This window comes from Bartonella sp. LB28NMGDW (assembly GCF_042194435.1).
Taxonomy (GTDB): domain Bacteria; phylum Pseudomonadota; class Alphaproteobacteria; order Rhizobiales; family Rhizobiaceae; genus Bartonella; species Bartonella grahamii.
On the sequence record NZ_JBHIMX010000011.1, the window covers coordinates 26,006 to 50,670 of the forward strand.

The following is a 24,665-nucleotide window of genomic DNA, read 5'->3' on the forward strand; positions in this document are numbered from 1 at the left end:
CAAGGCTGAGCTTGCAAGCGCAAGAATATTAGATAACATGAATGAAGAAATAACTATTAGATATGAAACATTAAAAAACGCATTATACCCTTATGACCGTTATTAATATAAACGAAGTTATGACACATCTTTTGCCTGGACAAACAATAGCAGGCTTAGATTTAGGGACAAAAACTATCGGAATTGCGATTTCTGATATGGGGCTGACTGTCTCAAATCCGCGTCCTGTACTACAACGAAAAAAATTTACAGAAGATGCTTACACACTTATTAAAACTTTTGACCGTGAAAATGTAGGCGTTATTATCATTGGCTTACCCCTTAACATGAATGGAAGCAGCGGTTCTCGTGTTCAAGCAACCAGAGCTTTCGTGAGCAATATGAAAGCTTATACAAAAATTCCATTTGTTTTTTGGGACGAACGTTTGTCAACAATTGCAGCAGAACGTTCTCTTCTAGAAATGAATGTATCGCGCGCTAAAAGAGCAAACCGAATTGATTCGGCAGCCGCTGCTTTTATATTGCAAGGTGCTCTTAATAGAATTCAAAACTTTCATCATATGGAAGGATAGAGGACATTGAGCAAATGCCCTGCATTATATCGTGCAATGAGCATCCCGTAGGAAGATCTCCACTGTCCCCCAAGACGGCTTTCCATATAAGCATTTGCAACATGTTCTATGTCTGTAGAACGTAATGCTGCAGCTGCAGCTGCATAGGCTACCTGTTCGACAAAAAACCTTCCTGCACCTTCATTTGCTGATGCCATATCACCTGCTGACTTAATAATTTCAATTGCTCGTGGTCCCGCTGGTCCAATATCAAGAGCAATTTTTTCTAACAATTTCTGAAACAGTCCTGGTGCTTTTTCAGCAATAAGAATGGCATCCTTTACCAATTGATTAGCAGAACTATTTCTCACAATTCGTGCAGGCCCATTATGCAACATTTGTGATAATGGGTTATTCTCTATAAAACTTTCAATACCAAGTTGTGCAATAATTTCGCCAATAATAGGCACAACCAATTGACTTACGTGATAAGCAATAATAGGTGTCATAATGCGGGCAAAAGCTGCTTCAGAACGGTCATTTGCTGCATTGTCAAATGCTCTCGCTAAACGCAAAACCAATGCCTGTGAAGCAGCTATATCTAATGCAATATCTGCAAAAATACGTTCTGTCAGTGGTGGTAAAGGTTGATTGGGCATTTTTTTCCGGAAAAAATCTATGCCAAATTGAAGAGCCGCTCGCAAAACACCTGCCGATATGACCGATTGATCGAAACGCATCATCGTCTCGATATCTTTAATAACTTTAAGCCCTTCTCCAGCATTTCCCAAAAGCCAACCATAACTGCCTTGGAAATCAACAACGCCCTCTGGTGTTAAAAGTTCTCCAGAACGCTGAATTAAATGACGAATCGATATAAATCCATTTAATGCGCCATTTTCTTGTATGCGTGGAATAAAAAAACAACTTAAATGGCCATTTAAATCTGCACTAACAAGATATCCATCAGCGGTAGGATTAATAACATTGGTTTTTACAACATTTAAACGATATAGATCACGTTCCATACTTTCATCGAAAGAAATCTTCTTAACACTTGGAAAATTAAAAGCGTATTTTTCAATATCATCAAATGCACAAGTTAGAGAAGCAGCCTTTTTATGATGAATAGGCTTTGATGAGGAATCATATTGGCGTGATAAAAGTACATTTTGCCATTTTTTGAAGAGCTCTATATCACTAATTAAAACAGCAATAGCTGCACTCGTTATGATAACTTCATTCAAATGCCCTGTTTCTAAACCGGCAGATAAAGCTAAACGAATCGCACGCGCTTGATAGCGTACTCCATTTTCTGAGCTCGTATTTTCCCAAAGCGAGGTAACCAAACCTGCTTGTCTAGAATATTGCTGAAGAGCTTGATAGGAAGAATGGATCTCTAATTTTTCCGTTGGTTGCCCCCATTCATCGTTATAACACAATAAAGGCTTATAATGATTCGCCAAGCAAGAGAGTTTCCATGCTTCTCGACTCGCTGCAAAATCTCCTATTTCTTCAAAGCTTGCTAACAAAAACTTAGGCAAAGTAGAGGCAATACGAAACATAAGCGTATCGCTAAGAAATGTATTTTTTCGACGATTATTTTGCGCAGATACAGCACTCATAGGTATATTCCTACATTCAAACCATTCATATCATAGACTATTTGTCTTTTTAGAGTTAAGAAACATTTATCATATTCAAACAAATGCTTGTTTAACCTGTTTAGAGAGAGATAAAGAAGAATGCTATGATTCAAGATAATTTTTTTCCACTTTTCCCTCATCAACATCTTTTAGCTATTAAAGATCTAAGTGTACAAGATCTTAATACATTGCTTGATCGTGCAGAAGCAAATGTTATCCTTTCTAACAAAATTGATAAAATAAAATCTACTTTGCATGAACGGACTCAAATTAATCTCTTTTTTGAAGCCTCTACGCGAACACAATCTTCTTTTGAATTAGCGGGTAAAAGGCTAGGTGCACACGTGATGAGTCTTGCGATCGGCAACTCATCTATAAAAAAAGGAGAAACATTACTTGATACAGCTACAACTCTCAATGCGATGAAGCCGGATATACTGGTTTTTCGCCATAACAGTGCAGGAGCGGCAGCTTTATTAGCGCAAAAAGTTGATTGTTGTGTCATTAATGCAGGTGATGGTGCTCATGAACATCCAACACAGGCTTTATTAGACGCTCTAACCATTAAAAGAGCAAAAGGTCGTATTGAAGGATTAACTGTTGCGATTTGTGGAGATATCTTACACTCACGTGTTGCCCGTTCCAATATCCTGAGTCTCAATGCTTTGGGTGCTCGTGTTCGTGTTGTTGCTCCCTCAACACTCTTGCCCGCAGAAATCGCTCATATGAGTGTTGAGGTTTTTAACACGATGAAAGAAGGTCTTAAAAATGCTGACGTTATCATGATGTTGCGCTTACAGCATGAACGGATGACAGGTTCTTTTATTCCCTCTACGCATGAATATTTCCATTATTTTGGCTTACATAAAGAAAATTTAGCCTATGCCAAAAATGATTCCATTATTCTGCATCCTGGACCAATAAACCGTGGTGTAGAGATTGCATCTGACATAGCAGATGGACCACAAAGTATGATTCATACACAAGTAGAAATGGGAATTGCAGTGCGTATGGCGGTCATGGAGGCTTTATTAGATTCACGCGCAAAGATCAGTGGAGAAAAAAAATGATAAAACCAATTGTTTTTCAAAATGCTCGTATTATTGATCCTTCGCGCGCAATCGATGAAATTGGTACAGTTATTGTTGAAAATGGACGGATTATAGCCGCTGGAAAAGAAGCTCTGAATCAGGGTTTCCCAGAAGAAGCAGAAATTGTTAACGCACAAAACAAAGCAATTCTCCCTGGCCTTGTTGATGCGCGCGTTTTTGTTGGAGAATTAGGAAATGAACACTGTGAAACAATCGCATCAACAAGTCAATCCGCCGCCGCAGGTGGTATTACTTCTTTCCTCATGATGCCAGATACGCGTCCAATCATTGATAATGTGGCACTTGTTGAATTTATTAGGCATACAGTACAAGAAAAGTCATCGGTCAATATTTATCCCGTTGCTGCGATCACACAAGGTTTCAACGGACAGCAAATAGCGGAATTCGGCTTACTAAAAGCTGCAGGAGCTGTTGCCTTTTGTGAAGGAAAAAAAACGCTTCAAAGTTCATCTGTTATGCGACGTGCAATGACTTATGCGCGTGATTTTGATGTTCCATTGATGCATGAAACGCAAGATAAAGATCTTACAGGACAAGGTGTGATGAATGAAGGACTGCTCGCCAGTTGGCTTGGTCTTTCTGGCATCCCCCGCGAAGCAGAAGTTATCCCACTTGAAAGGGATCTGCGATTAGCAGTATTAACGCAAACACGCTATCATGCCGCTCAAATATCAACAGCACTCTCTGCTGATGCACTTCGTTTAGGTAAAAAACGCAGTGAGAAAATTTCAGCGGGTATATCTATTAATCATTTATCTTTCAATGAAAATGACATTGGTGAATATCGCACCTCTTTTCGCTTAATGCCCCCATTGCGTACAGAAGAAGACCGTATAGCAATGATTGAAGCAATAAAGGATGGGACTATAGATGTTATTGTCTCTTCTCATGATCCTCAGAGTAACGATACAAAACATTTACCATTTAATGACGCGGCGGTTGGCGCTATTGGTATGGAGACTTTATTGAGTGCAGCCTTACGCCTTTACCATGATGAGAGCCTATCTCTTTTACGGATAACTGAACTTTTGTCAACGGCGCCTGCAAAGCTCTTTGGACTCAATGCAGGAACACTGAAGAAAGGTGCTCATGCAGACCTTATTGTGGTTGATCTTGAAGAACCATGGGTTGTTTCGAAAGAGAATCTCTATTCACGTTCAAAAAATACCCCTTTTGAGAATGCACGTTTTCAAGGACGCGTGCTCCAGACCTTTGTGAAAGGGAAAACCGTTTTTAAATTTGATCAACAAACTTAATGAGATTCTTAATGAATGAAGCAGAAATATTTTTTCAGTCCACTCCATGGTTTATTTTCCTCATATCTTATCTCATTGGCTCGATTCCATTTGGTCTTCTTTTAACGAGATTAGCCAAACTTGGCGATGTGAGAACAATTGGTTCCGGCAATATTGGAGCTACAAATGTTTTACGAACAGGAAATAAAAAACTTGCTGCTCTAACACTTCTTTGTGATATGTTGAAAGGAACTATCGTTGTTTTCGTTATAAAGTTTTTTAGTGATCCGCTAGACAATAGTATCCTTGTTTCTCTAGCAGGTTTTTTTGTTTTCTTAGGACATCTTTTCCCCATATGGCTTAAATTTAAAGGTGGCAAAGGTGTTGCTACCTATCTAGGGGTCTGCTTAGGAATCTATTGGCCTGCAGCAATTATTTTTATTATTGTATGGATAACGATTTTTCTCCTCACACGCTATTCTTCATTATCCGCACTCATTTCTGTTGTTATAACTGCGATATTTGTTTTTTACTTTTCCGATCCTTATTTCTATTTTATGCTGATTGTGATGAGCATATTTGTGTATATAAAGCATTACGCAAATATCGGTAGATTATTAATTGGGGAAGAAAGTAAGATTGGGACTCAAAACGGGGATAAATAAAGGAATCCTGCTCACTGATCGTCAACGTCTAAATTGGTTACGGTTGTTGCGCAGTGAAAATATTGGAGCTGTTAGTTTTCGCAATCTCATTGATCATTATAAAACAGCAGAATCTGCTCTGGCAGCGTTGCCAGAGCTTAGCAGAAAAGGTGGTGGTTCTGTATCTATTAAAATAGCAAGCTTAGAAGATGCAGAAAAAGAAATACAAAAAGCTAAAAGATTAGGTGTTCGGTTTATCGGTATGGGAGAACCAGATTATCCAGCTTTTCTTAAGGTTACAGAAGCCCCTCCGCCGCTTATTGCTATTAAAGGTAATGTTTCAATTTTTCAAAAAACTTCTATTGGAATTATAGGTTCTCGAAATGCTTCGGCTGCGGGAAAAAAGCTTACGGCTCAATTTGCGCGTTTTCTCGGAGAAGCAGACTTTATAACAATTTCTGGGCTCGCTCGTGGAATTGATAGCGTTGCGCATCAAGCAAGTTTAAAAACAGGAACTGTTGCAGTCATGGCTGGGGGAATTGATCATATCTATCCTCCTGAAAATAAAAAGTTGCATGAAGATATTATCGCCAACGGTGGAGCCATCATCAGCGAAATGCCCATTTCTTGGAAGCCGCGTGCTATCGATTTTCCAAGAAGAAACCGTATTATTGCAGCTCTATCACTTGGTCTCTTGGTTGTAGAGGCAGCCCTGCGCTCAGGGTCCTTAATTACCGCACGTCAAGCAGCTGAAATGGGACGGTTAATTTTTGCCATTCCCGGTTCACCACTTGATCCAAGATCTGTTGGTACAAACAATCTTATCAAGGACGGTGCTCTACTCACCACACATCCTTCTGACATCATAGAAACACTTACGCCATTAATTTCACCGCTTCCAAATTCGCAACTCAATTTTTTTGAGGAACCATCCTCTTTACAACTTGAAAAGGAGAATTTCAATTTAGCAGATGAAAAAAACAGCAGCCCCCCTTTAGCAGGTGATGATGCAGCACGTGCAGCAGTTCTCTCCGCTCTTTCAACAACGCCAATCGATTTAGACACACTCAGTACCCACACAGGTGTTCCACTTCCAACTCTCTACCTCTTGTTGGTAGAACTCGACCTTGCTGGAAAGCTTATTCGACACTCTGGTGGTTGTGTGTCATTGTCGAATCTTGATCTTCCCCAAGAGCCTCAGCACTATTAATAATGCTTTGCCCTTCTTTGGCAACCATATCCAAAAGCAATGCTAAAAGCGGACTATGCGCCTGACGCGCCATCTGATTCATTTGCTTAGACATGTCTGTAATATATTGGATAACTTTTAAATGATTTATAAACATAATCCTCTATCCTTGAGCATTTCCCCCTCCTACCTCTCAATAGACGTTATCTTAGTATTTCGCCGTATGTTCCTGTAATAACAGTGGAAAGTAAATCGTGTAATTCTATATAGGGTGTATTCTAATAATAACAATCATAAGTTGTACAATATTCATGTTTTTTATATGGCTAATATTTTTTTATGTGCTCTTAAGCAATTGTCATTAGCTATTCGCGTAAAAGGCGTTTATAAAAAAGTTTTTTATTTCAATATTTGGGTAAAATTATGAATATCGTTATCGTTGAATCTCCAGCAAAAGCAAAAACAATAAATAAATATCTTGGGTCTCAATACAAAGTTGTTGCATCATTTGGACATGTTCGTGATTTGCCTGCAAAAGATGGTTCTGTTTTACCAGATCAAGATTTTTCTATGAAATGGGATATAGATTCTGCTGCCGCTAAACGTTTAAATGAAATAGCAAAAGCCGTTAAAGAAGCCGATAGCCTTATATTAGCAACAGACCCTGATCGTGAAGGGGAAGCTATTTCATGGCATATTCTGGATGTTCTTCGTCAAAAAAAAGTTTTAAAAGATAAACCTATTAAAAGAGTTGTCTTCAATGCCATCACCAAAAAGTCTGTGCTTGATGCTATGAACAATCCACGTGATATTGATACATCACTTGTAGATGCTTATCTTGCACGTCGCGCACTTGATTATCTCGTTGGTTTTACACTTTCACCTGTTTTATGGCGGAAACTCCCTGGTGCACGTTCAGCAGGACGCGTTCAATCAGTTGCTTTGCGTATTATTTGTGATCGTGAAGCAGAAATAGAACATTTTATCAAAGAAGATTATTGGTCCGTTACAACACAATTAAAAACCATCCGAAATGATAGTTTCCAAGCAAGATTGACAATGTTTAATCAACAAAAAATAGGCAAGCTTGATATTCAATCTCAAGAACAAGCAGACCAAATTCGCTTTATGTTGGAGAAAGCCCAATATCATACACTCAGTGTTGAAGCAAAACCTACAAAGAGAAATCCTCTTCCTCCATTTACAACCTCCACACTACAACAAGCAGCTTCTTCAAAATTAGGATTTTCAGCTTCTCGCACTATGCAAATTGCCCAAAAGCTTTATGAAGGCATTGAAATTAATGGTGAAACGGCTGGGCTTATCACTTATATGCGTACCGATGGTGTGCAAATAGCACCAGAGGCTATTGATTCAGCACGAAAAGTTATTCATGAAACTTTCGGTAAAGACTATATTCCTGAAAAACCACGTTTTTATTCAACAAAGGCAAAAAATGCACAGGAAGCACACGAAGCGATCCGTCCAACAGATTTTCAACGCAATCCTAGTCAAGTCCGTAATTTTCTCGATAGCGATCAAGCAAAGCTCTATGAGCTGATATGGAAGCGTGCTATTGCCAGCCAAATGCGTTCTGCTGAAATTGAACGCACAACTGTTGAAATTGAAGCACAACAAGGAGAAAACCGTGCAAATCTAAGAGCAACAGGATCTGTTATTCGCTTTGATGGCTTTATTTCCGTCTACACCGATCAACGAGACGAAGAAAATAATGAAGAAAATGAAACAACACGTTTACCACAAATAAACACTGGTGAAGCACTTACAAAAGAAAAAGTTGAATCTGTACAGCATACGACAGAGCCCCCTTCTCGTTATTCTGAAGCTTCATTAATTAAAAAGCTTGAGGAGTTAGGAATTGGTCGTCCTTCAACTTATGCCTCCACATTGGCGACATTGTGTGACCGTGGATATATTGTAATTGATAAACGAAAGCTTATTCCCGATGCTAAGGGACGAATTGTTACAGCCTTTCTTGAAAATTTTTTTAATCGCTATGTAGAATATGGTTTCACAGCAGATCTTGAAGAAAAGCTGGATCTTATCTCTGATGGGAAACTTTCTTGGAAAGACGTATTGCGAGATTTTTGGGATGGATTTAATGCATCTATTAGCAATATCCAAGAACTCCGTATAACCAATGTTCTTGATGTTTTAAATGTAACATTAGCACCTCTCGCCTTTCCTGAACGCGAAGATGGAAGTGATGTGCGTTCCTGTCCTCTTTGTAAAAATGGTCAATTATCATTAAAACTCGGTCGTTATGGTGCTTTTGTTGGCTGTTCCAATTATCCCGAATGTAAGTATACACGCCAACTTGGTACAGATACTGGAGAAGAGAATGAAACTGTACGCAATGATGAACCTGTTATACTTGGTATTGACCCTGAAACAGGAAAAGATATCTCTCTTCGCAATGGCCGGTTTGGTCCCTATATTCAACTTGGTGAAAGCAAAGAAGTTAAGCGTGCAGGACTACCAAAAGAATGGCAGGCAGAAAATGTAACCCTTGATAAAGCCTTGGCTTTACTATCCCTTCCCCGTGAAATTGGCATTCATCCTGAAACTGGAAAAACAATCACAGCTACGATTGGACGATATGGTCCCTATCTTAGCCATAACGGAAAATCTGCACGCCTTCTTCATGCAGATGAAGTTTTTGATATTGGTATCAATCGCGCTGTTACAGTATTGGCAGAACAACAAGAAAACAAAACCAAGCAAAGCAGAACAACATCTGCAGCATTGGCAACATTAGGAGAGCATCCCGAAGGAGGAACTATTACCGTGCGCAACGGGCGTTATGGTCCTTATGTCAATTGGGGTAAAATTAATGCAACATTGCCAAAAGATAAAGATCCCATTAGTGTAACACTGGCAGAGGCATTAGAACTTATATCGGCTAAAGCATCGAGTAAAAAAACAACTTCAAAAAGAGCTTCTTCTAAAACAAAAGCAAAAATAAAAGAGACATAAATTTTGGCTAAAGGTAAAAAAAACATAAATTATCTCTCTACATTCAAGGGGAAAAATTTTCCCAATAAGGAAGAAATCCTTTCCTTTATAAATGAGAATCCTAACCACTCAAGTAAACGAGAAATCGCCAAAGCTTTTAACTTAAAAGGCGATTCTCGTATTTGGCTTAGAGATATATTACGTGAGTTGAAGGATCAAAATCTTATATCTAAACAACACAAAAGAGCAATAAACAAAGGAAAATTACCCCCTGTTACTTTAGTAAAAATTAGCGGACGTGATAAAGATGGGAGTTTTATTGCACAACCTCTTGAATGGGAAGATTCTCCAAAGCCCAATATTGAAATACACTCTTTTCATCACATAAAAGGAAGTAGCATTGGTGTTGGAGATCATATTCTTGTAAAAGTTTTTCGAAATAAAAATTCTGAAAGCTCAAGCCCCCCTTATACGGGACGAATTATTCGTAAAATTGATATATCTCCCAAAAGCGCATTTGCTGTTGTAAGAAAATTTGAAAATAATCAATGGCGCCTTGATCCTATAGACCGCAAAACCAATGAACTCATTGTTGAAATGTCTCCAGAAATGAAGATTGTAGTCGGTGATCTCGTTGAAGTCGAAATTAAAAAAAATACTGGTTACGGATTAAAGAGCGCAAAAATAAAAAATGTTTTAGGGCATATTAAGAGTGAAAAAACACTCTCAATGATAGCACTTCTTTCGAAAGGAATTCCTTATATTTTTCCTGAAAGTGTTCTTGAGCAAGTCAAACATATCAAAGCTGCCAATATGGATAATCGTGAAGATTGGCGACAGTTACCATTTATTACAATTGATCCACCAGATGCAAAAGACCATGATGATGCAGTTTATGCAACCAAGGATAAGGACCCAGCAAATAATGATGGTTGGATTATTATTGTGGCCATTGCAGATGTTTCTTACTATATCAAAACAGGAAGCGCATTAGATAAAGAAGCTTTGAAACGCGGAAATTCTGTTTATTTTCCCGATACCGTTGTGCCAATGTTACCTGAGCGCCTTTCTCATGATTTATGTTCTCTGCGTGAAGGAAAAGAAAGACCAGCTTTAGCCGTTCGTATGATTTTTGATGCAAATGGTAATAAACGAAAACATAGTTTTCATCGTACTATGATTCGTGTAAGAGCCAAGCTTTCTTATCAAGAAGTACAATTGGCAATTGAAGGTAATATAAATGAAAAAACAGCCGCTCTTTTTGAGAGCATTTTGCAACCCTTATGGGAAGCCTATACATGCCTTAAAGCTGCGCGAAATCGTCGCCAACCACTAGAATTAGAAATTGCAGAAAAAAAGATTATTCTTGATCAAAATGGATGCATAAAAGATGTTGTGAGTGAAACACAATTAGAAGCGCATCGTTTAATTGAAGAGTTTATGATACAAGCCAATATTGCAGCTTCTGAAACATTAAAACAACATCACCAGCCCCTCATTTATCGTATTCATGAAAAACCTTCTCTTGCTAAGCAAGAAATACTTCGGAGCTTTCTTCAAAGTTTGGGGATACCACTCTCCCGCGGAAGCGAACTTACCTCAGCGCGCCTTAATAGCATTCTGGCAAAAATGACGAATACACCACAAAAAGAATTGATCAACCAAGTTATTCTGCGCTCACAATCTCAAGCTGAGTATAATCCCAAAAATATCGGCCACTTTGGTTTAAACCTACATAATTATACACATTTTACATCCCCTATCCGCCGTTATGCTGATCTTATTATTCATCGAGCACTCATTAAAACGCTGAAATTAGGAAATGATCAGTTAACAGATACACAAGAACAAAATCTCGCAGAAATTGCTACGCAAATTTCTTTATATGAACGCCGTGCAATGATGGCTGAAAGGGAAACTATTGATCGGCTTGTTGCTCACTATTTAACGAATAAAATCGGCCGTATTTTTACAGGTCGCATTTCCGGAGTTACAAAAGCAGGTCTTTTTATCTCACTTGATAAACTCAACACAGATGGTTTTGTCCATATTTCTACACTTAAAAATGATTATTATCATTTTGATGAAGCCCATCATGTTCTTGTAGGACAGCGTAGCCATAAAGGCTATCAGCTCAGTGATGTTGTAGAAGTAAAACTTATAACGGTACAACCTTTTGCTGGCGCTTTATGCTTTGAACTCTTAACAAAACCTCGTCCAATAAAATTTTCACCGACATCTTACCATAAAAACAAATTTAAAAAACAAAAGCATACTTTTTATGGGAGAAAAAATTAAGCTTCTTATCCTCCATTAAATAGAATATGAATAATAAAAGAATGAATAACTTCAAATTAAGAAATGACTTATATTATATAATATTTTTATTATTTTATGTGTACAATCTTCTTTCTTTAATATACAAGAGGATAAATTTTATTGCTATCTCTATAATAACCATATAGAAATCTTGCAGTTTTTTATACTCAAGGAATGAGAAAAACTGCAAAGAATAGTTTTGGCTCCCTTTCATTTCAGCTCATCTTTTTATTGTTTAAATAAACAAAAGTACCTTAAGCCATTCTCATGAAAAAAAAAGCTTTTAACTCTCAAAACAATTCTTTGCGTGCAATTATTGCAGCTATTGTAACTATTGGCACCGTTGGAACAGCATTGGGAATAGGAACACAACTTGTCTCTCTTCTTATGGCAGAGAAAGGTATTTCCAATAGTATGATCGGCTATAGTGGAACTGTTGGTGGATTTGCCACAATTGTTGCAGCTATTTTTACTTCTCGAATCGCCCTATGCTTAGGCATTTCTAAAACGATATTATTTATGATGGCCATAGGATCGTTAAGTTTTTTAGGATTCTATTTTTTCGAATCCATATGGGTTTGGTTCATTTTAAGGTTTATATTACATTTTACTATGACGGTTATGTTTATCCTGTCAGAGTTTTGGATCAACAGTTATGCTCCCCCTAAAAGACGTGGTTTGGTTCTTTCCATTTATGCTATTGTCCTAGGATTAGGGTTTGCGATAGGTCCAACGCTATTAGCAAAAGTGGGAACACAAGGATTTATTCCTTTTGCTGTTGGTTATAGTCTTATTATATTAGCTGCTATCCCAATTCTTGCCGCTTGGAAATTAAGTCCAGAATTTCAAAAAAGCCAATATACACCATTTTTTCGTTATCTTTTTCACGTTCCAAGCGCTATGATGGCAGTACTTGTTTACGGTGCTATTCAAATGGGCGCATTAACTCTTATTACACCCTTTAGTTTATCCATTGGTTATAATGAGAATGAAGCAGCACACTTTATGGCAGCCCTTGCGCTCGGAAATGTTTTCCTCTTAATTCCTATTAGCATTATAAGCGATTATGCCAAAGATCGACGCTATCCGCTGATAAGTTGCGCTATCTTAGGTTTTGTGGGAACTTTCATGGTACCATGGATCATTCAATATCCATGGATTCTAATGCTTGATCTGTTCCTTCTTGGTGGTGTATCAGCGAGCCTTTATACAATCGGTCTTGCACATCTAGGGGCACGTCTCAAGGGACAAGAACTTGCTGCTGCTAATTCTGCTTTTATTTTTTGCTATGGAATTGGTATGCTTATCGGGCCGACCGTTATCGGAAAATCCATGGATATCTTTAATCCTTTCGGTTTTTCAATAGCTATAGCTGTTTTTTTTAGTTTATATGTCACTTTGGTGTTTGTCCAACTTATAAGAAAATTAATCAGCTCTTGACTTTTTTGAGAACATCCGTAGTGTTGCTGGAAAATCTGATGACATCAAAAATAGGTTTTGATAGCAAGATAATATTTTTTCAGTATAAATAGGGTTCTTACATTATGGCTAAAGCAGCAACCATTAAGATCAAGCTTTTATCAACTGCAGATACCGGTTTTTTCTATGTAACAAAGAAAAACAGCCGTACAATGACAGATAAAATGAGCAAGCGTAAATATGATCCAGTTGTAAAAAAGCACGTTGAATTTAAAGAAACAAAAATTAAATAAATAGACTTATCATTGAATTGATAGATTTTATACTCCAAAAAGAATGTGGGGATATTGCTCTTCAAAATTATTTTTTGAGGGGTGTTTTTTGTTCCCTTAAGTTTAAAAAGTTTACTTTAAAATTTGTATGTTTTGTACGAATTTGGATAAGTTGATTTATTATTTAAGTTGCTTACATATATTCTACATGAGTATTGATTATTGTGCTATCTAACGAGATTTTTTCATTAAAACGAGACATTGTTTCGTCATATAAATGGAATTTTGGACGAATTATAAGCAATACTAAAATAGAGTGCGTTATAATAATGTTAGCAGTTTCTTGGTTTCATGAAAAAAAATTCTCATTTTAATCTAAGAAGTTTTAAAAAAATTACCGGTTTCAGTATTTTTGTCGCTGCTAGCTTTCTTATCGTTATGTCAATTTATTTTAAGCAGAACCAGCAGTTGCCTCAAAAAGAAAAAATTTTTTCTCAAAACTCTGTTAAAGGAAATGCACTAATCATTGATGGTGATTCTATCATGATTTCTTCAATTAGGATTCGACTTGCTGGAATTGATGCTCCTGAACTCCACCAATTTTGTGGAAAAAAGGAGAAACGCTACCCTTGTGGGCTTGAGGCAAAAAAATATTTAGAAAAACTAATAGAAAATCAAACTGTTACATGTCTCTGGCATAAAACAGACCAATACCGTCGTATCCTTGCAACATGTAAAACAAAACAAGTTAGCAATATCAACGCGACGCTTGTACATAATGGTTGGGCTGTAAGTTATTATGAATATCCCAAAGAAGAACAAGAAGCTAGAAGGAAAAAGAAAGGAATATGGGCATCAAGTTTTCAACGACCGCGAGAATGGCGCAAAGCAAATCCTCGCACAGAATAAGAAAAATATTTTTTAATTTCATTGACCAATGAAACGATGTGATAAAATTATTAAACTTGAAAAAAAAATCTATTCCTGTCGTGTTTGTATCCAACAACCACATTATTTTCCTCCTCTTCCTCACGAACCAAATCCCATCGTTTATTTATCCAATACGGCTTCGATTGCAATTGCAGGACAAGCACCGGGATTGCGTGTCCATGAAACTTCTATCCCTTTTAATGATCGCTCTGGCGAAAGGCTGCGTGATTGGCTGGGGGTAACGAAAGAAGAATTTTATAACAGATCTCTTTTTGCTATTGTTCCTATGGGATTTTGTTTTCCAGGTTATGACAAAAATAAAGCTGATTTACCACCGAGACGTGAATGTCGAGAAATATGGCATGAAAAGACATTTCAAGCGATGCCTCAAATAAAGCTTGTTCTTGCTATTGGCAGTTATGCGCAAAAATGGCATATTACGGAATTAAAACATAAAACTGTTTCAGCAACCGTTAGTGATTGGAGAAATATTCTTTCCATTCCCCAACCTCAAGGCTATAATGTTATGCCTTTGCCTCATCCATCATGGCGAAATACTTTTTGGTTACAGAAAAATCCATGGTTTAACGATGAGCTTATTGTATATCTGCGTCGTTTAGTGCGTAAATTTTTATAAATTAAAATATTGAGAAAAAATATGGATCGTCTTGACCGAAAAATTTTACATCTTTTGCAAGAAAATGCGACACTTTCTGTTGCTGATATTGCTAAAAAAGTGGGACTTTCGACCACTCCTTGTTGGCGTAGAATTCAAAAGCTTGAAGAAGATGGCGTCATTCAGCGTCGTGTTGCCGTTCTTTCTCCAGAAAAAGTAAATGCGCACGTCACTGTTTTTGTGTCTATTCGCACAAACACACATAGTCATGAATGGTTTAAGCGTTTTTCAAAAATTGTACAAGAATTCCGTGAAGTCATTGAATTTTATCGAATGAGTGGAGATATTGACTATTTGTTGCGTGTTGTTGTGCCCAACATTGAAGCTTATGATCTTTTTTATAAAAAATTAATTTCTAAAATTGACATCCGTGATGTCTCATCTTCTTTCGCAATGGAACAGATTAAATATACAACGGAACTTCCACTTAATTATATTAAATTACACGACAAAACGCATGAACAAAATCCTTAAGAGTTTTTTATATCGTCTCATTATCTTTTAGGCATTCAAACTTTCGTGTTAAAAAACCACCATTTGTGCATGTGTTAAAACAGCAGCTTTGACAATACCAGCTGCTATAGCTGCTCCTGTCCCTTCACCAAGACTCATCCCAAAATCCAGAAGTGGTTCTTTGCCAATTTTGTTTAAAAGTTTACGATGAGCTGTCTCAGAAGAAACATGTCCAACAAGGGTATGATCAAGAGCTTTTGGATGCATTTTATAAAGGACCGCTGCTGCTGCTGTTGCCACAAAACCGTCTAAAATAACGGGTATTTTTTCTATTCTTGCTGCTAAAATAGCACCAACCATAGCAGCAATTTCACGTCCTCCTAAGCGACGCATTATCTCAAAAGGATCATTAAAATAATCCTTATGTAAAGAAATGGCTGTTTTAACCGCTGCAATTTTACGCTGAAAAAAATCATCTTCTGATTCCATACCATTTCCTGTCCATTCTTCCACTTCTCCTCCAAACAATGCTAAGCATAAAGCTGAAGCTATTGTGGTGTTTCCAATTCCCATTTCTCCAATACATAAAAGATCTGTTCCACCCGCAATGGATTCCATTCCAAATGCCATTGTAGCAGCCGCACTCCGCTCATCCATTGCGGCATCCTTCGTAATATTCATTGTTGGATATTCCAATGCTAAATCAAATATTTTTAATCCAAGATCATAAGCAATACAAATTTGATTGATAGCAGCCCCACCAGATGCAAAATTCTGCACCATCTTTTGTGTCATAGATTGTGGAAATGGTGTAACATTTTCTTCTACTATACCATGGTTTCCAGAAAAAATAGCAACCAAAGGTCGCGTTACGATAGGTTTTTCTGTCCCCCTCCATCCCGCATACCAAACAGCAATATCCCCTAGTTTTCCCAATGTTCCTTGCTCTTTTATTAAGTTTTTTTGCCGTTTTTTTGCCAAAATTATAGAAAACTCATCAGCAACAGGTAAATTTGTAAGCAAAGCACGAAAATCATCAAATGGACTAGCGGTCATAAGGATACCTTTTAAAATCTACAATGTTTATGAAAATCACGTCATATATACAGGATATGAATAATTTATTGTTTTTTTAAACAGTGCTTTAAAAACATTAAATATTATGAAAGCAATGATTTCTATATTCTATTTTCTAATCAAATAGCAAACATGAAAGATTTAAAATATTATCAATATGTTATTACTATTTTTAGAGTATGCTCTTAATCTATTTCTCTATTAAATAGGAGCAATTAACATGTTGTTTAATATATAAATTCTAACATTCCTTCTATAACAAAAGTTGCAAACTTTCAAAAACTTATAAAATCAAAAGGATCAAAATGATCATAAAGAAATCAAAACACAAAGGATCTCAACTTTAACATATGTTAATTGTCAGGCTGTTATTAAATGAGAGCACAAAAAGCTTCTTTTAAAATACATATACCTGCATTTGGTTTTGTCGCATCATTTGATAATATTTGCCTCCATCGACGTGCCCCACCCCGCCCATGAAATAAACCAATCATGTGACGAGTCACATGAGAAAGCCGCCCCCCCGATGCAATATGTCGAGCAGCATAATCACACATAACCTCAATAAGATCACTCTCACTCAGATTATTTTGCGCCTCATCATAGAGTTCAAAATCAATATGTTTTAACAAATCTGGATCATGATAAACTTGGCGACCAAGCATGACAGCATCACAGAAAGTTAAGTGTTCTTTGATCTCATCAATCGATTTAATTCCACCATTTATTCCAATGAATTTATGAGGATATTTACGTTTTAATCTATAAACCCTTTCATAATTAAGGGGCGGAATATTGCGATTTTCTTTCGGACTCAATCCTTGCAGCCATGCCTTGCGTGCATGTATCCAGAGCGCATCACATCCAGCATTCCAAACCTGATTAGCCAAAAGATCTAACGCCAACTCTTCATCTTGTTCGTCCACTCCAATCCGACATTTGACAGTTACTGGTATAGTAACTTCTCGTTTCATCGCTTCCACGGCATTTGCCACAATGTCTGGATGTAGCATCAAACAAGCCCCAAAGACACCTGCTTGAACACGATTTGATGGACAACCGACATTGAGATTTATTTCGTTGTAGCCAAAATCTTCAGCAATTCTTGCAGCTTCTGCTAACTTTTTCGGATCCGCCCCCCCTAATTGTAATGCAACTGGACATTCTTTATCGCTAAAAGCCAACAATTGTTCGCGAACACCATGAATGACAGCATCTGCTACCACCATTTCCGTATAAAGGAGTGCTTTTTTCGTTAAAAGACGATAAAAAAACCTGCAATGTCGGTCTGTCCAGTCCAACATTGGTGCTACTGCAAATTTTACAGGCGATGGAAGGTTGTAAAATGTCATGAGGGTATTACTCTCATATCCCTATAGCTCTCTCTTTATACATAGAAAAATACTTAATTTTAGTTTACGGAAAATTTTATTCTCTTATACTATCATGAGTATAATAACAGCCCATTATCTTCAATTGTTATAAAGGTTTACTACAATCAATCATGATAAAACACAATATGGCATTTCTCACAGATTACTGTTTAGGTATATAAACATGAAAAAAATTTTCACTATAATATAAAAAACTCATTTACAAGTTCTTCTTACGCTCATCAAGCCTCTATCCTTACATGATTTAGCACAGCGTTTAAGATAATAAACGATAAACTAAAACATTGTACAATTTTTCATAATAGATTTAATTTTCTTTAGATTTTTTTAAATTATTGTGCAAATAAACGCTACAGAAGATGCTTTTATCTTCTCCTCAAGAAAGAACAAAAATCCTTATTTTACACGCATATAATTATAAATCATTTTTTCTCAATGAGTAATTCTTGGTAACATTCTTGGATTTCACTTTATAAGATAGATAAATTTTATCCTAAATATTCTATCTAATTTGCCATTTTATGATTCTTGCAAAAAAAACTAAAATTAGGGTATAGACAATCATTGTCTTTTTAAAATGTATGACTGACACCAGTATTTCTTGAAGAAAATATTTTACAATATTGCAGATAAAATCTGTAAAATGAAATGATCATAAAGGTTATTCAGTCTCTTGTTGGCTTTGCATATAGGAAGAAAGAGTATCAACCTCTTGCTCATTAAATAGGAGACCAAGTTTTGAACGACGCCATAACACATCTTCACATACTTTAGCCCATTCTTTTTCCATCAACCATTTTACTTCTACTTCATAAAGCCCATGTCCAAAATTTTTTCCTCTATTTTCCTTACCATGTGCAAATATCACTAATGCTTCCGTACCATAGGAGCGTGCAAGTCTGCGATGTGTAAAAGCATCTAAATCTGGCATCAAAAGAGCAATCTTATTTTCGATTATATCTAATTGATTATAGGGAAAATCGCCCCCTGGAAGTACTGTCTTAGCCGTCCATGATGCTCCCTTTTTACCAAGCGCTTTTTCAACAAATTTCATCGCATCTTCAGCCAACTTACGATAAGTTGTAATCTTTCCACCATAAAGATTAAGAATCTTTGGTGTTGTTCCTGTTCCCATTTCTTTTAAAACATAATCGCGCGTAATTTCTTGTGCTTTTGAAGCTCCATCATCATAGAGTGGACGAACTCCAGAGTAAGACCAGACTATTGTTTCAGGCAACACTGGTTGTATGAAATATTCACTGGCTGCTGCACAAATGTAATCAATTTCTGTATCAGTAATATGAACGTCAGCCGGATCTCCTTGATAATTACAATCTGTTGTTCCAAGCAAGGTAAATTCTTCTTGATAGGGAATAGCAAATATAATACGCCCATCACCATTTTGAAAAATATAAGCACGATCATGAGTATAAAGCTTGGGAACCAAAATATGAGAACCTCTAACAAGTCGTACTGGTGGATGTTCGTTATAGTCTAATATGCTTGCCAAAACATGATCAATCCAAGGTCCTGTCATATTCGCGACATAAGAAGCTGTGACACTATATTTTTTGCTACTTAACTTGTCTTGAAGAACGATACGCCATTTATTGTCTTCTTTTTTTAAAGAGAGAACTTCTGTTCGTACTTTTATATCAGCGCCCCATTTTTCTGCATCACGAGCATTGCCAATAACTAAACGCGCATCATCTACTCTTGCATCAGAATATTCAAAACCTCTCTGATATTCTTTCTTCAGTGTAGAGCGAAATTTTTTTGAAAAATTAATTGTTTTACTGCGCCATAATTTCTGATTCCAATTCCCTAAATAATCATAAATAAAAAGTCCAAAACGCAACATCCAAGCAGGGCGCAATTCTTTATGATAAGGAAGAAGAAAACGCAAAGGACGCACAATATGTGGAGCCATACGTAAAATGATCTCGCGTTCTTTCAATGCTTCACGAACAAGCTTGAACTCATAATGTTCAAGATAACGAAGCCCGCCATGAATAAGCTTTGTTGACGCACTTGAGGTCCCAGATGCAAGATCGTTCATTTCAGCCAATCCCACTTTAAATCCGCGTCCTGCTGCATCCCTTGCCAATCCACACCCGTTTATCCCTCCCCCAATGATAAACAGTTCATAATGTGTTGTGGTTTTCATAATTTCACTTTTCATTATTTAAGTTTGTTTCTCAGTACTCAATAAAGCAATAGGAAAAAATAATACAAGGGTTCTTCATTGTATTATCAACGTACTTTTTCCTAAAATAAACACGCACAAAAAGCTTTTGATACCCTTATACATCAAAACAACATTTGACAAATTAAAGAGAATTTTTTTATCTTTTACAAAAAATATCCTTGCCAAGCCAAGGTTCATCATATGAAGTCTTTTTAGAGAAAAATTGATGTTTTTTCTCACTCTTAAATACACACTATAGCTAAATGCTTTATTGCACATAGATAACGCTTTTCATATAGTTCACTCAATGACACACTAGGAAATGTGAAGGTACACAGATGACTCATCACTCTCAAAATTCGAAAATAACACCTCTTTCAAAAATTTTAGTCCCAGTTATGTCGAGTATTTTAATCTTTTCACCTTCTTTATCAAACGCAACATCACACTCAAAAACAGAAAATCATTTAAGCTTAGAAAAGCTTAAAACACAACTTTTGGAAGATTCTAGCTTTTTATCTAAGCTTAAAGAAAAAATGATACCACATACTGATTCTCATCATATTCAACAAATTGTCAGAGAGTACCTTCTTACTCATCCAGAAATTCTGATTGAAATGCAGCTTATTCTTCAAAATAAGCTAGAAAAACAGAATGAATACGAAAACAAAATACAAACTTCTGTCATCCATTTATTAGAAAAAGAAATTTTTCATTCTCCTCATGACGCCATTTTGGGAAACCCAAATGGTAAAAAAGTGCTTGTCAATTTTTTTGATTACAACTGCGGGTATTGTAAAAGTTCCTATTCACATATAGAAGACTTGATAAAAGAATATCCAGATTTAAAGGTTATCATTAAGGATTTACCAATTTTAAGCTCTGATTCTATGGCAGCCCATACTGTTGCCTACGCATTTCGAAAACAATTTCCAGAGAAATATCCTCAGTTTCACAAAACGCTTTTAATGTATCAGGGTCGCGCAAATGAAGCTAAAGCTATTAAAGTAGCTGTTTCATTAGGAGCAGATGAAAAAAAACTACATAATGCAATAAAAGATCCCACTCTACAAAACGCTTTTAAAGAAAATATCCAAATTGCCTCTAAACTTCATATTACGGGAACACCTTCTTACATCATTGGTAATAAAATATTCATTGGCGCAGCCAGACAAGATACTCTAAAACAAGCGATAGACAATACACGGTGAATACCTAATTAGTTTTAGGAAGAATACTGTAAGTGAGGTAATTTTATGCTTTCTCTTTTTTGATAACAGGCTTATAAGTGCAATTTTGCGTAAAGCAGATACGAGTTTTAAATTGCAAAGTATAATGATTTAAAGGAAATAAAAATCTTTAAAGCCTCAAAAGATGTCATCCCTAATCTAGAGATATTCGGTCATAAAATGAGATAATGACGATCTTCATTGATCAAGGAGTTAGAAATAAAATGGCAACAAAAAAAATGGATTCGGCAAAAACCGCAATTGATACGAAAATTATTCGTGATCTTGCTGAAATTTTGAATGATACCAATTTAACGAACATTGAAGTTGAACAAGGGGAGCTTCGTATTTGTGTCTCACGCCAAAATACCTTAACTTCTTCTGAGCAAGCAATCTATGCTCCTGTTTCTACTCCTACTTTTTCTGTAACATCTTCTCCAGTCCCAACAACTGAATCTCCTATACAATCTATCCAAGAAGATAAATCAAAAAACACAATAACCTCTCCGATGGTTGGAACAGCTTATCTTGCACCTTCACCAGGTGCACAACCTTTTGTAGAAGTAGGACAAAATGTTTCTGAAGGAGAGACATTACTTATTATTGAAGCCATGAAAACAATGAATCAAATTTCATCACCACGCTCAGGCACGGTAACCACTGTTCTTGTCAAAGATGGCCAACCTGTTGAATTTGGTGAACCACTTATTATTGTTGAATAAAGCGAGGGGCAACCATGATTCGAAAAATCCTCATTGCTAATCGGGGAGAAATTGCTCTTCGCGTTTTACGTGCATGTAAAGAACTTGGCATAAAAACCGTGGCTGTTCACTCTACCGCTGATGCAGATGCAATGCATGTTCGTCTTGCTGACGAAAGTGTTTGTATTGGCCCTCCTCCCGCTCGCGATTCTTATTTGAGTATTCAGCAAATTATTGCTGCTTGTGAAATTACAGGAGCTGATGCTGTTCATCCAGGTTATGGCTTTCTTTCTGAAAATGCAAAATTTGCAGATGTTCTAGAAGCCCATGATATTACATTCATCGGTCCAACAGCTACTCATATCCGAATCATGGGCGATAAAATCGAAGCAAAGAAAACCGCCAAAAAACTTGGTATTCCTGTAGTTCCCGGTTCAGATGGAGCAGTCACTGAAGAATCTGATGCTTTACGCACCGCTCGTGAAATTGGTTATCCCGTTATTATCAAAGCTTCTGCCGGTGGTGGCGGACGTGGTATGAAAGTCGTTCATTCTGAACAAGAATTTTCTATAGCTCTCAAAACAACGCGTTCAGAAGCGAAAGCTGCTTTTGGTGATGACGCTGTTTACATAGAGAAATATTTAGAAAAACCCCGTCATATCGAAATTCAAGTCATAGGTGATGGTGCGGGAAATGCTATTCATTTAGGAGAACGCGATTGTTCACTGCAACGACGGCATCAAAAAGTATGGGAAGAAGCTACATCACCTGCACTTAGTGAAACTGAACGAAAAAAAATTGGTAGTATTGTTGCAAATGCCTGTGCCCAACTTGGATATCGTGGAGCTGGTACTATTGAATTTCTTTATGAAAATGGCGAATTTTATTTTATCGAAATGAATACGCGTTTACAAGTCGAACATCCTGTAACTGAAGCAATTACAGGTATAGATTTAGTCCATGAACAAATCCATATTGCATCAGGCTGCAAGCTTTCAGTGACACAAGATGATGTCTGTTTTTCTGGTCATGCCATTGAATGCCGTATTAATGCAGAAGATCCTATTAACTTTACGCCATCACCTGGAACCATTACACATTTTCATACACCTGGAGGTTTAGGGATTCGTGTTGATTCAGGTGCTTATTCAGGTTACCGTATCCCTCCTTATTATGATAGCATGATTGGAAAGCTGATTGTTCATGGGCGTACCCGTTTAGAATGTATGATGCGTTTACGGCGTGCTTTAGATGAATTTGTCGTGGATGGAATAAAAACTACACTACCTCTTTTTCGCGATCTTATTAATAATCAAGATGTTGCTGATGGTAATTATAATATTCACTGGCTAGAAAAATACCTTTCTCATCAATCAAAGTCTTCAGATTCATAATTCAATAGCAAAATGGTGAATTCCTATAAAAGATTCTATAAGATATCAACATAAGGATAATTCCAACCTTGCTGTAAAGAGTGGTAAAATAGGAAATAAGTTGGTTATTTTTTTATTTGTTATATAGTTTTCTTTTAATATGTACAAAATTTGATAATTTTCTGTTTTCCTTTTTGTGAGTTTGTGCTAACTCCTACGTGGTTACGCCCTTATAGCTCAGTTGGTAGAGCACCTGATTTGTAATCAGGGGGTCGGGAGTTCGAGTCTCTCTGGGGGCACCATTTTACATCTTCAACATATTGAAATATATAGATTTTTTCTTTAAATAGCCATTTTCAGACCACCTTTTAGACCACCTTCTACAGTTTATATAATTTTACCTAATTTGTTCTTATTTGCTCCTTATTTTTCTTTGGAGTGAAGGCTAAGATCTCTTTTTTTCTCCATCTCACTGCTCTCCCTAGCTTATATGGCTCCGGAAACAACCCCTGAAGCACCCAATTGCGAATCGTTGTTGTGGATACACTAAAAAGCTGTGCACACTCACGTGTCGTTACATATCTATCTCCATCATCAAATATCATCTCATTACCTTTCTCTTTTTTATGTTAATTAAATGGGTGGGGGGCTGGAAGGCATGTGAAGCACTCCAACTTTTAAAAATCTGCAAGTTTATTTTTTAGATGTGTTCAATTTCATATTTCCAATCAGGCAATTGAGTAAGAGCTAATGCGAGTTGTCCTCTATGGCACATGCATACATTGGCTTCAAAACAGGTGATTGCAACACGCTTTTTATTTAAAAAAATTTGATATAATTTATTTATTGCACAAGAATTATTCTTGAGAGTTGTATTTTGATAATCTTCAAAAAGGCGGTCATAATCTTTTTGTGTTTTCAGATTTCTTCGTTTTTCAGAAGCAATTCCAAGTTCAGGCATATGCATATATTCAATATCAATATTGCTTACAGCTTTCTCTAATTGTCTTTTCGAAAATCCGTGTTTTCTACTTATTGGATTTTTACGAACATCACATAAAGTTTTGATATTGTTTTCTATGAGACTCTTAAGATAATTCTCAAGGGACTTACCTTCATAGCCAATGGTAAAAAAACAAAATTCCTCAACTTTAGCAGGCTGTATGATAATATGTTTGGTGTTACACACGTTTAATTTCCTTAGTAAATGGGTGGGGGTGCTTAAGCAAGAGGAGAAGGAGAGAGCACCCCCATAGGTTTAAGCAGCTTTTGCCAAAATCT

The 24,665-nt window shown here is 36.7% G+C and carries 22 protein-coding genes and 1 tRNA gene; 16 read left to right on the forward strand and 7 right to left on the reverse strand.

Going from position 1 to position 24,665, the window contains the following annotated elements; genetic code table 11:
* The first annotated feature begins 92 nt into the window (after positions 1-92).
* Positions 93-572 carry a Holliday junction resolvase RuvX gene (gene ruvX, locus ACFIKG_RS06985; RefSeq protein ID WP_375627337.1) on the forward strand — a complete coding sequence of 160 codons (480 nt, stop codon included), beginning with the start codon at positions 93-95 and terminating at the stop codon, positions 570-572.
* Here ruvX and ACFIKG_RS06990 read toward each other — a convergent pair.
* Complete coding sequence (locus ACFIKG_RS06990) at positions 557-2,176, reverse strand: acyl-CoA dehydrogenase family protein (protein ID WP_273787944.1); 1,620 nt, start codon at positions 2,174-2,176, stop codon at positions 557-559. The genes ruvX and ACFIKG_RS06990 overlap by 16 nt on opposite strands.
* A gap of 125 nt (positions 2,177-2,301) precedes the next feature.
* On the opposite strand from ACFIKG_RS06990, the gene ACFIKG_RS06995 reads away from it, so the two are divergent.
* Genes ACFIKG_RS06995 through dprA form a run of 4 tightly spaced genes read left to right on the forward strand, consistent with a single transcriptional unit; the run spans position 2,302 to position 6,398 of the window.
* Positions 2,302-3,267 (forward strand): aspartate carbamoyltransferase catalytic subunit, encoded by a 966-nt coding sequence (locus tag ACFIKG_RS06995; RefSeq protein WP_375651980.1) that lies wholly within the window; start codon positions 2,302-2,304, stop codon positions 3,265-3,267.
* A complete protein-coding gene (locus ACFIKG_RS07000; RefSeq protein ID WP_375651981.1) occupies positions 3,264-4,565 on the forward strand; it encodes a dihydroorotase in 1,302 nt (433 codons plus the stop codon). Before ACFIKG_RS06995 ends, ACFIKG_RS07000 begins: the two co-directional genes overlap by 4 nt.
* Before the next feature lie 11 nt (positions 4,566-4,576).
* On the forward strand, positions 4,577-5,209 hold the full coding sequence (gene plsY / locus ACFIKG_RS07005; RefSeq protein WP_375627334.1) for a glycerol-3-phosphate 1-O-acyltransferase PlsY: 633 nt from the start codon (positions 4,577-4,579) through the stop codon (positions 5,207-5,209).
* Complete coding sequence (gene dprA, locus ACFIKG_RS07010; protein ID WP_375651982.1) at positions 5,184-6,398, forward strand: DNA-processing protein DprA; 1,215 nt, start codon at positions 5,184-5,186, stop codon at positions 6,396-6,398. Before plsY ends, dprA begins: the two co-directional genes overlap by 26 nt.
* Here dprA and ACFIKG_RS07015 read toward each other — a convergent pair.
* Positions 6,328-6,534, reverse strand: coding sequence for a hypothetical protein (locus tag ACFIKG_RS07015; protein ID WP_005773510.1), 207 nt, complete (start codon positions 6,532-6,534; stop codon positions 6,328-6,330). The genes dprA and ACFIKG_RS07015 overlap by 71 nt on opposite strands.
* Before the next feature lie 266 nt (positions 6,535-6,800).
* Between ACFIKG_RS07015 and topA the strand changes: the two genes are divergently transcribed.
* From topA to ACFIKG_RS07050, 7 genes are all read left to right on the forward strand, one after another.
* Positions 6,801-9,374, forward strand: a complete 2,574-nt coding sequence (gene topA / locus ACFIKG_RS07020) for a type I DNA topoisomerase (RefSeq protein WP_375651983.1) — start codon at positions 6,801-6,803, stop codon at positions 9,372-9,374.
* A 3-nt stretch (positions 9,375-9,377) separates the two neighbouring features.
* Positions 9,378-11,651 (forward strand): ribonuclease R, encoded by a 2,274-nt coding sequence (rnr, locus tag ACFIKG_RS07025; RefSeq protein WP_375625747.1) that lies wholly within the window; start codon positions 9,378-9,380, stop codon positions 11,649-11,651.
* Between the two features lie 288 nt (positions 11,652-11,939).
* On the forward strand, positions 11,940-13,112 hold the full coding sequence (locus ACFIKG_RS07030; protein ID WP_375627331.1) for an MFS transporter: 1,173 nt from the start codon (positions 11,940-11,942) through the stop codon (positions 13,110-13,112).
* Between the two features lie 104 nt (positions 13,113-13,216).
* On the forward strand, positions 13,217-13,384 hold the full coding sequence (gene rpmG / locus ACFIKG_RS07035; protein WP_004864083.1) for a 50S ribosomal protein L33: 168 nt from the start codon (positions 13,217-13,219) through the stop codon (positions 13,382-13,384).
* Positions 13,385-13,714: 330 nt separating this feature from the next.
* The gene (locus ACFIKG_RS07040) at positions 13,715-14,272 is read left to right on the forward strand and encodes a thermonuclease family protein (protein WP_375627330.1); all 558 of its coding nucleotides are present in this window, start codon (positions 13,715-13,717) and stop codon (positions 14,270-14,272) included.
* Positions 14,273-14,300: 28 nt separating this feature from the next.
* Positions 14,301-14,930, forward strand: coding sequence for a uracil-DNA glycosylase family protein (locus tag ACFIKG_RS07045; protein WP_375625742.1), 630 nt, complete (start codon positions 14,301-14,303; stop codon positions 14,928-14,930).
* A gap of 21 nt (positions 14,931-14,951) precedes the next feature.
* Positions 14,952-15,443 (forward strand): Lrp/AsnC family transcriptional regulator, encoded by a 492-nt coding sequence (locus ACFIKG_RS07050; RefSeq protein ID WP_273722692.1) that lies wholly within the window; start codon positions 14,952-14,954, stop codon positions 15,441-15,443.
* A 48-nt stretch (positions 15,444-15,491) separates the two neighbouring features.
* On the opposite strand, the gene cobT is transcribed toward ACFIKG_RS07050, so the two are convergent.
* The 3 genes from cobT to glpD all read right to left on the reverse strand — a co-directional run bounded on the left by cobT (position 15,492) and on the right by glpD (position 20,075).
* Entirely contained in the window at positions 15,492-16,478 is a 987-nt protein-coding gene (cobT, locus tag ACFIKG_RS07055; RefSeq protein ID WP_375651984.1) for a nicotinate-nucleotide--dimethylbenzimidazole phosphoribosyltransferase, read from the reverse strand.
* Between the two features lie 392 nt (positions 16,479-16,870).
* On the reverse strand, positions 16,871-17,851 hold the full coding sequence (dusA, locus tag ACFIKG_RS07060; protein WP_375625738.1) for a tRNA dihydrouridine(20/20a) synthase DusA: 981 nt from the start codon (positions 17,849-17,851) through the stop codon (positions 16,871-16,873).
* A gap of 703 nt (positions 17,852-18,554) precedes the next feature.
* Positions 18,555-20,075 carry a glycerol-3-phosphate dehydrogenase gene (gene glpD / locus ACFIKG_RS07065; protein ID WP_375625736.1) on the reverse strand — a complete coding sequence of 507 codons (1,521 nt, stop codon included), beginning with the start codon at positions 20,073-20,075 and terminating at the stop codon, positions 18,555-18,557.
* 344 nt (positions 20,076-20,419) lie between these two features.
* Here glpD and ACFIKG_RS07070 point away from each other — a divergent pair, with 344 nt between their 5' ends.
* The 4 genes from ACFIKG_RS07070 (at position 20,420) to ACFIKG_RS07085 (ending at position 23,686) form a co-directional block, all read left to right on the forward strand.
* Complete coding sequence (locus ACFIKG_RS07070) at positions 20,420-21,292, forward strand: DsbA family protein (protein WP_375627328.1); 873 nt, start codon at positions 20,420-20,422, stop codon at positions 21,290-21,292.
* 242 nt (positions 21,293-21,534) lie between these two features.
* Positions 21,535-22,032 carry an acetyl-CoA carboxylase biotin carboxyl carrier protein gene (accB, locus tag ACFIKG_RS07075; protein ID WP_273787930.1) on the forward strand — a complete coding sequence of 166 codons (498 nt, stop codon included), beginning with the start codon at positions 21,535-21,537 and terminating at the stop codon, positions 22,030-22,032.
* A 14-nt stretch (positions 22,033-22,046) separates the two neighbouring features.
* Positions 22,047-23,405, forward strand: coding sequence for an acetyl-CoA carboxylase biotin carboxylase subunit (accC, locus tag ACFIKG_RS07080; RefSeq protein ID WP_375625732.1), 1,359 nt, complete (start codon positions 22,047-22,049; stop codon positions 23,403-23,405).
* A 205-nt stretch (positions 23,406-23,610) separates the two neighbouring features.
* Positions 23,611-23,686: transfer RNA gene (locus tag ACFIKG_RS07085), tRNA-Thr, on the forward strand.
* Between the two features lie 99 nt (positions 23,687-23,785).
* On the opposite strand, the gene ACFIKG_RS07090 is transcribed toward ACFIKG_RS07085, so the two are convergent.
* Both ACFIKG_RS07090 and ACFIKG_RS07095 read right to left on the reverse strand, forming a co-directional pair.
* The gene (locus ACFIKG_RS07090) at positions 23,786-23,989 is read right to left on the reverse strand and encodes an AlpA family transcriptional regulator (protein WP_005865986.1); all 204 of its coding nucleotides are present in this window, start codon (positions 23,987-23,989) and stop codon (positions 23,786-23,788) included.
* Between the two features lie 95 nt (positions 23,990-24,084).
* Positions 24,085-24,573 (reverse strand): DUF488 family protein, encoded by a 489-nt coding sequence (locus tag ACFIKG_RS07095; RefSeq protein WP_375648778.1) that lies wholly within the window; start codon positions 24,571-24,573, stop codon positions 24,085-24,087.
* Positions 24,574-24,665 lie beyond the last annotated feature (92 nt).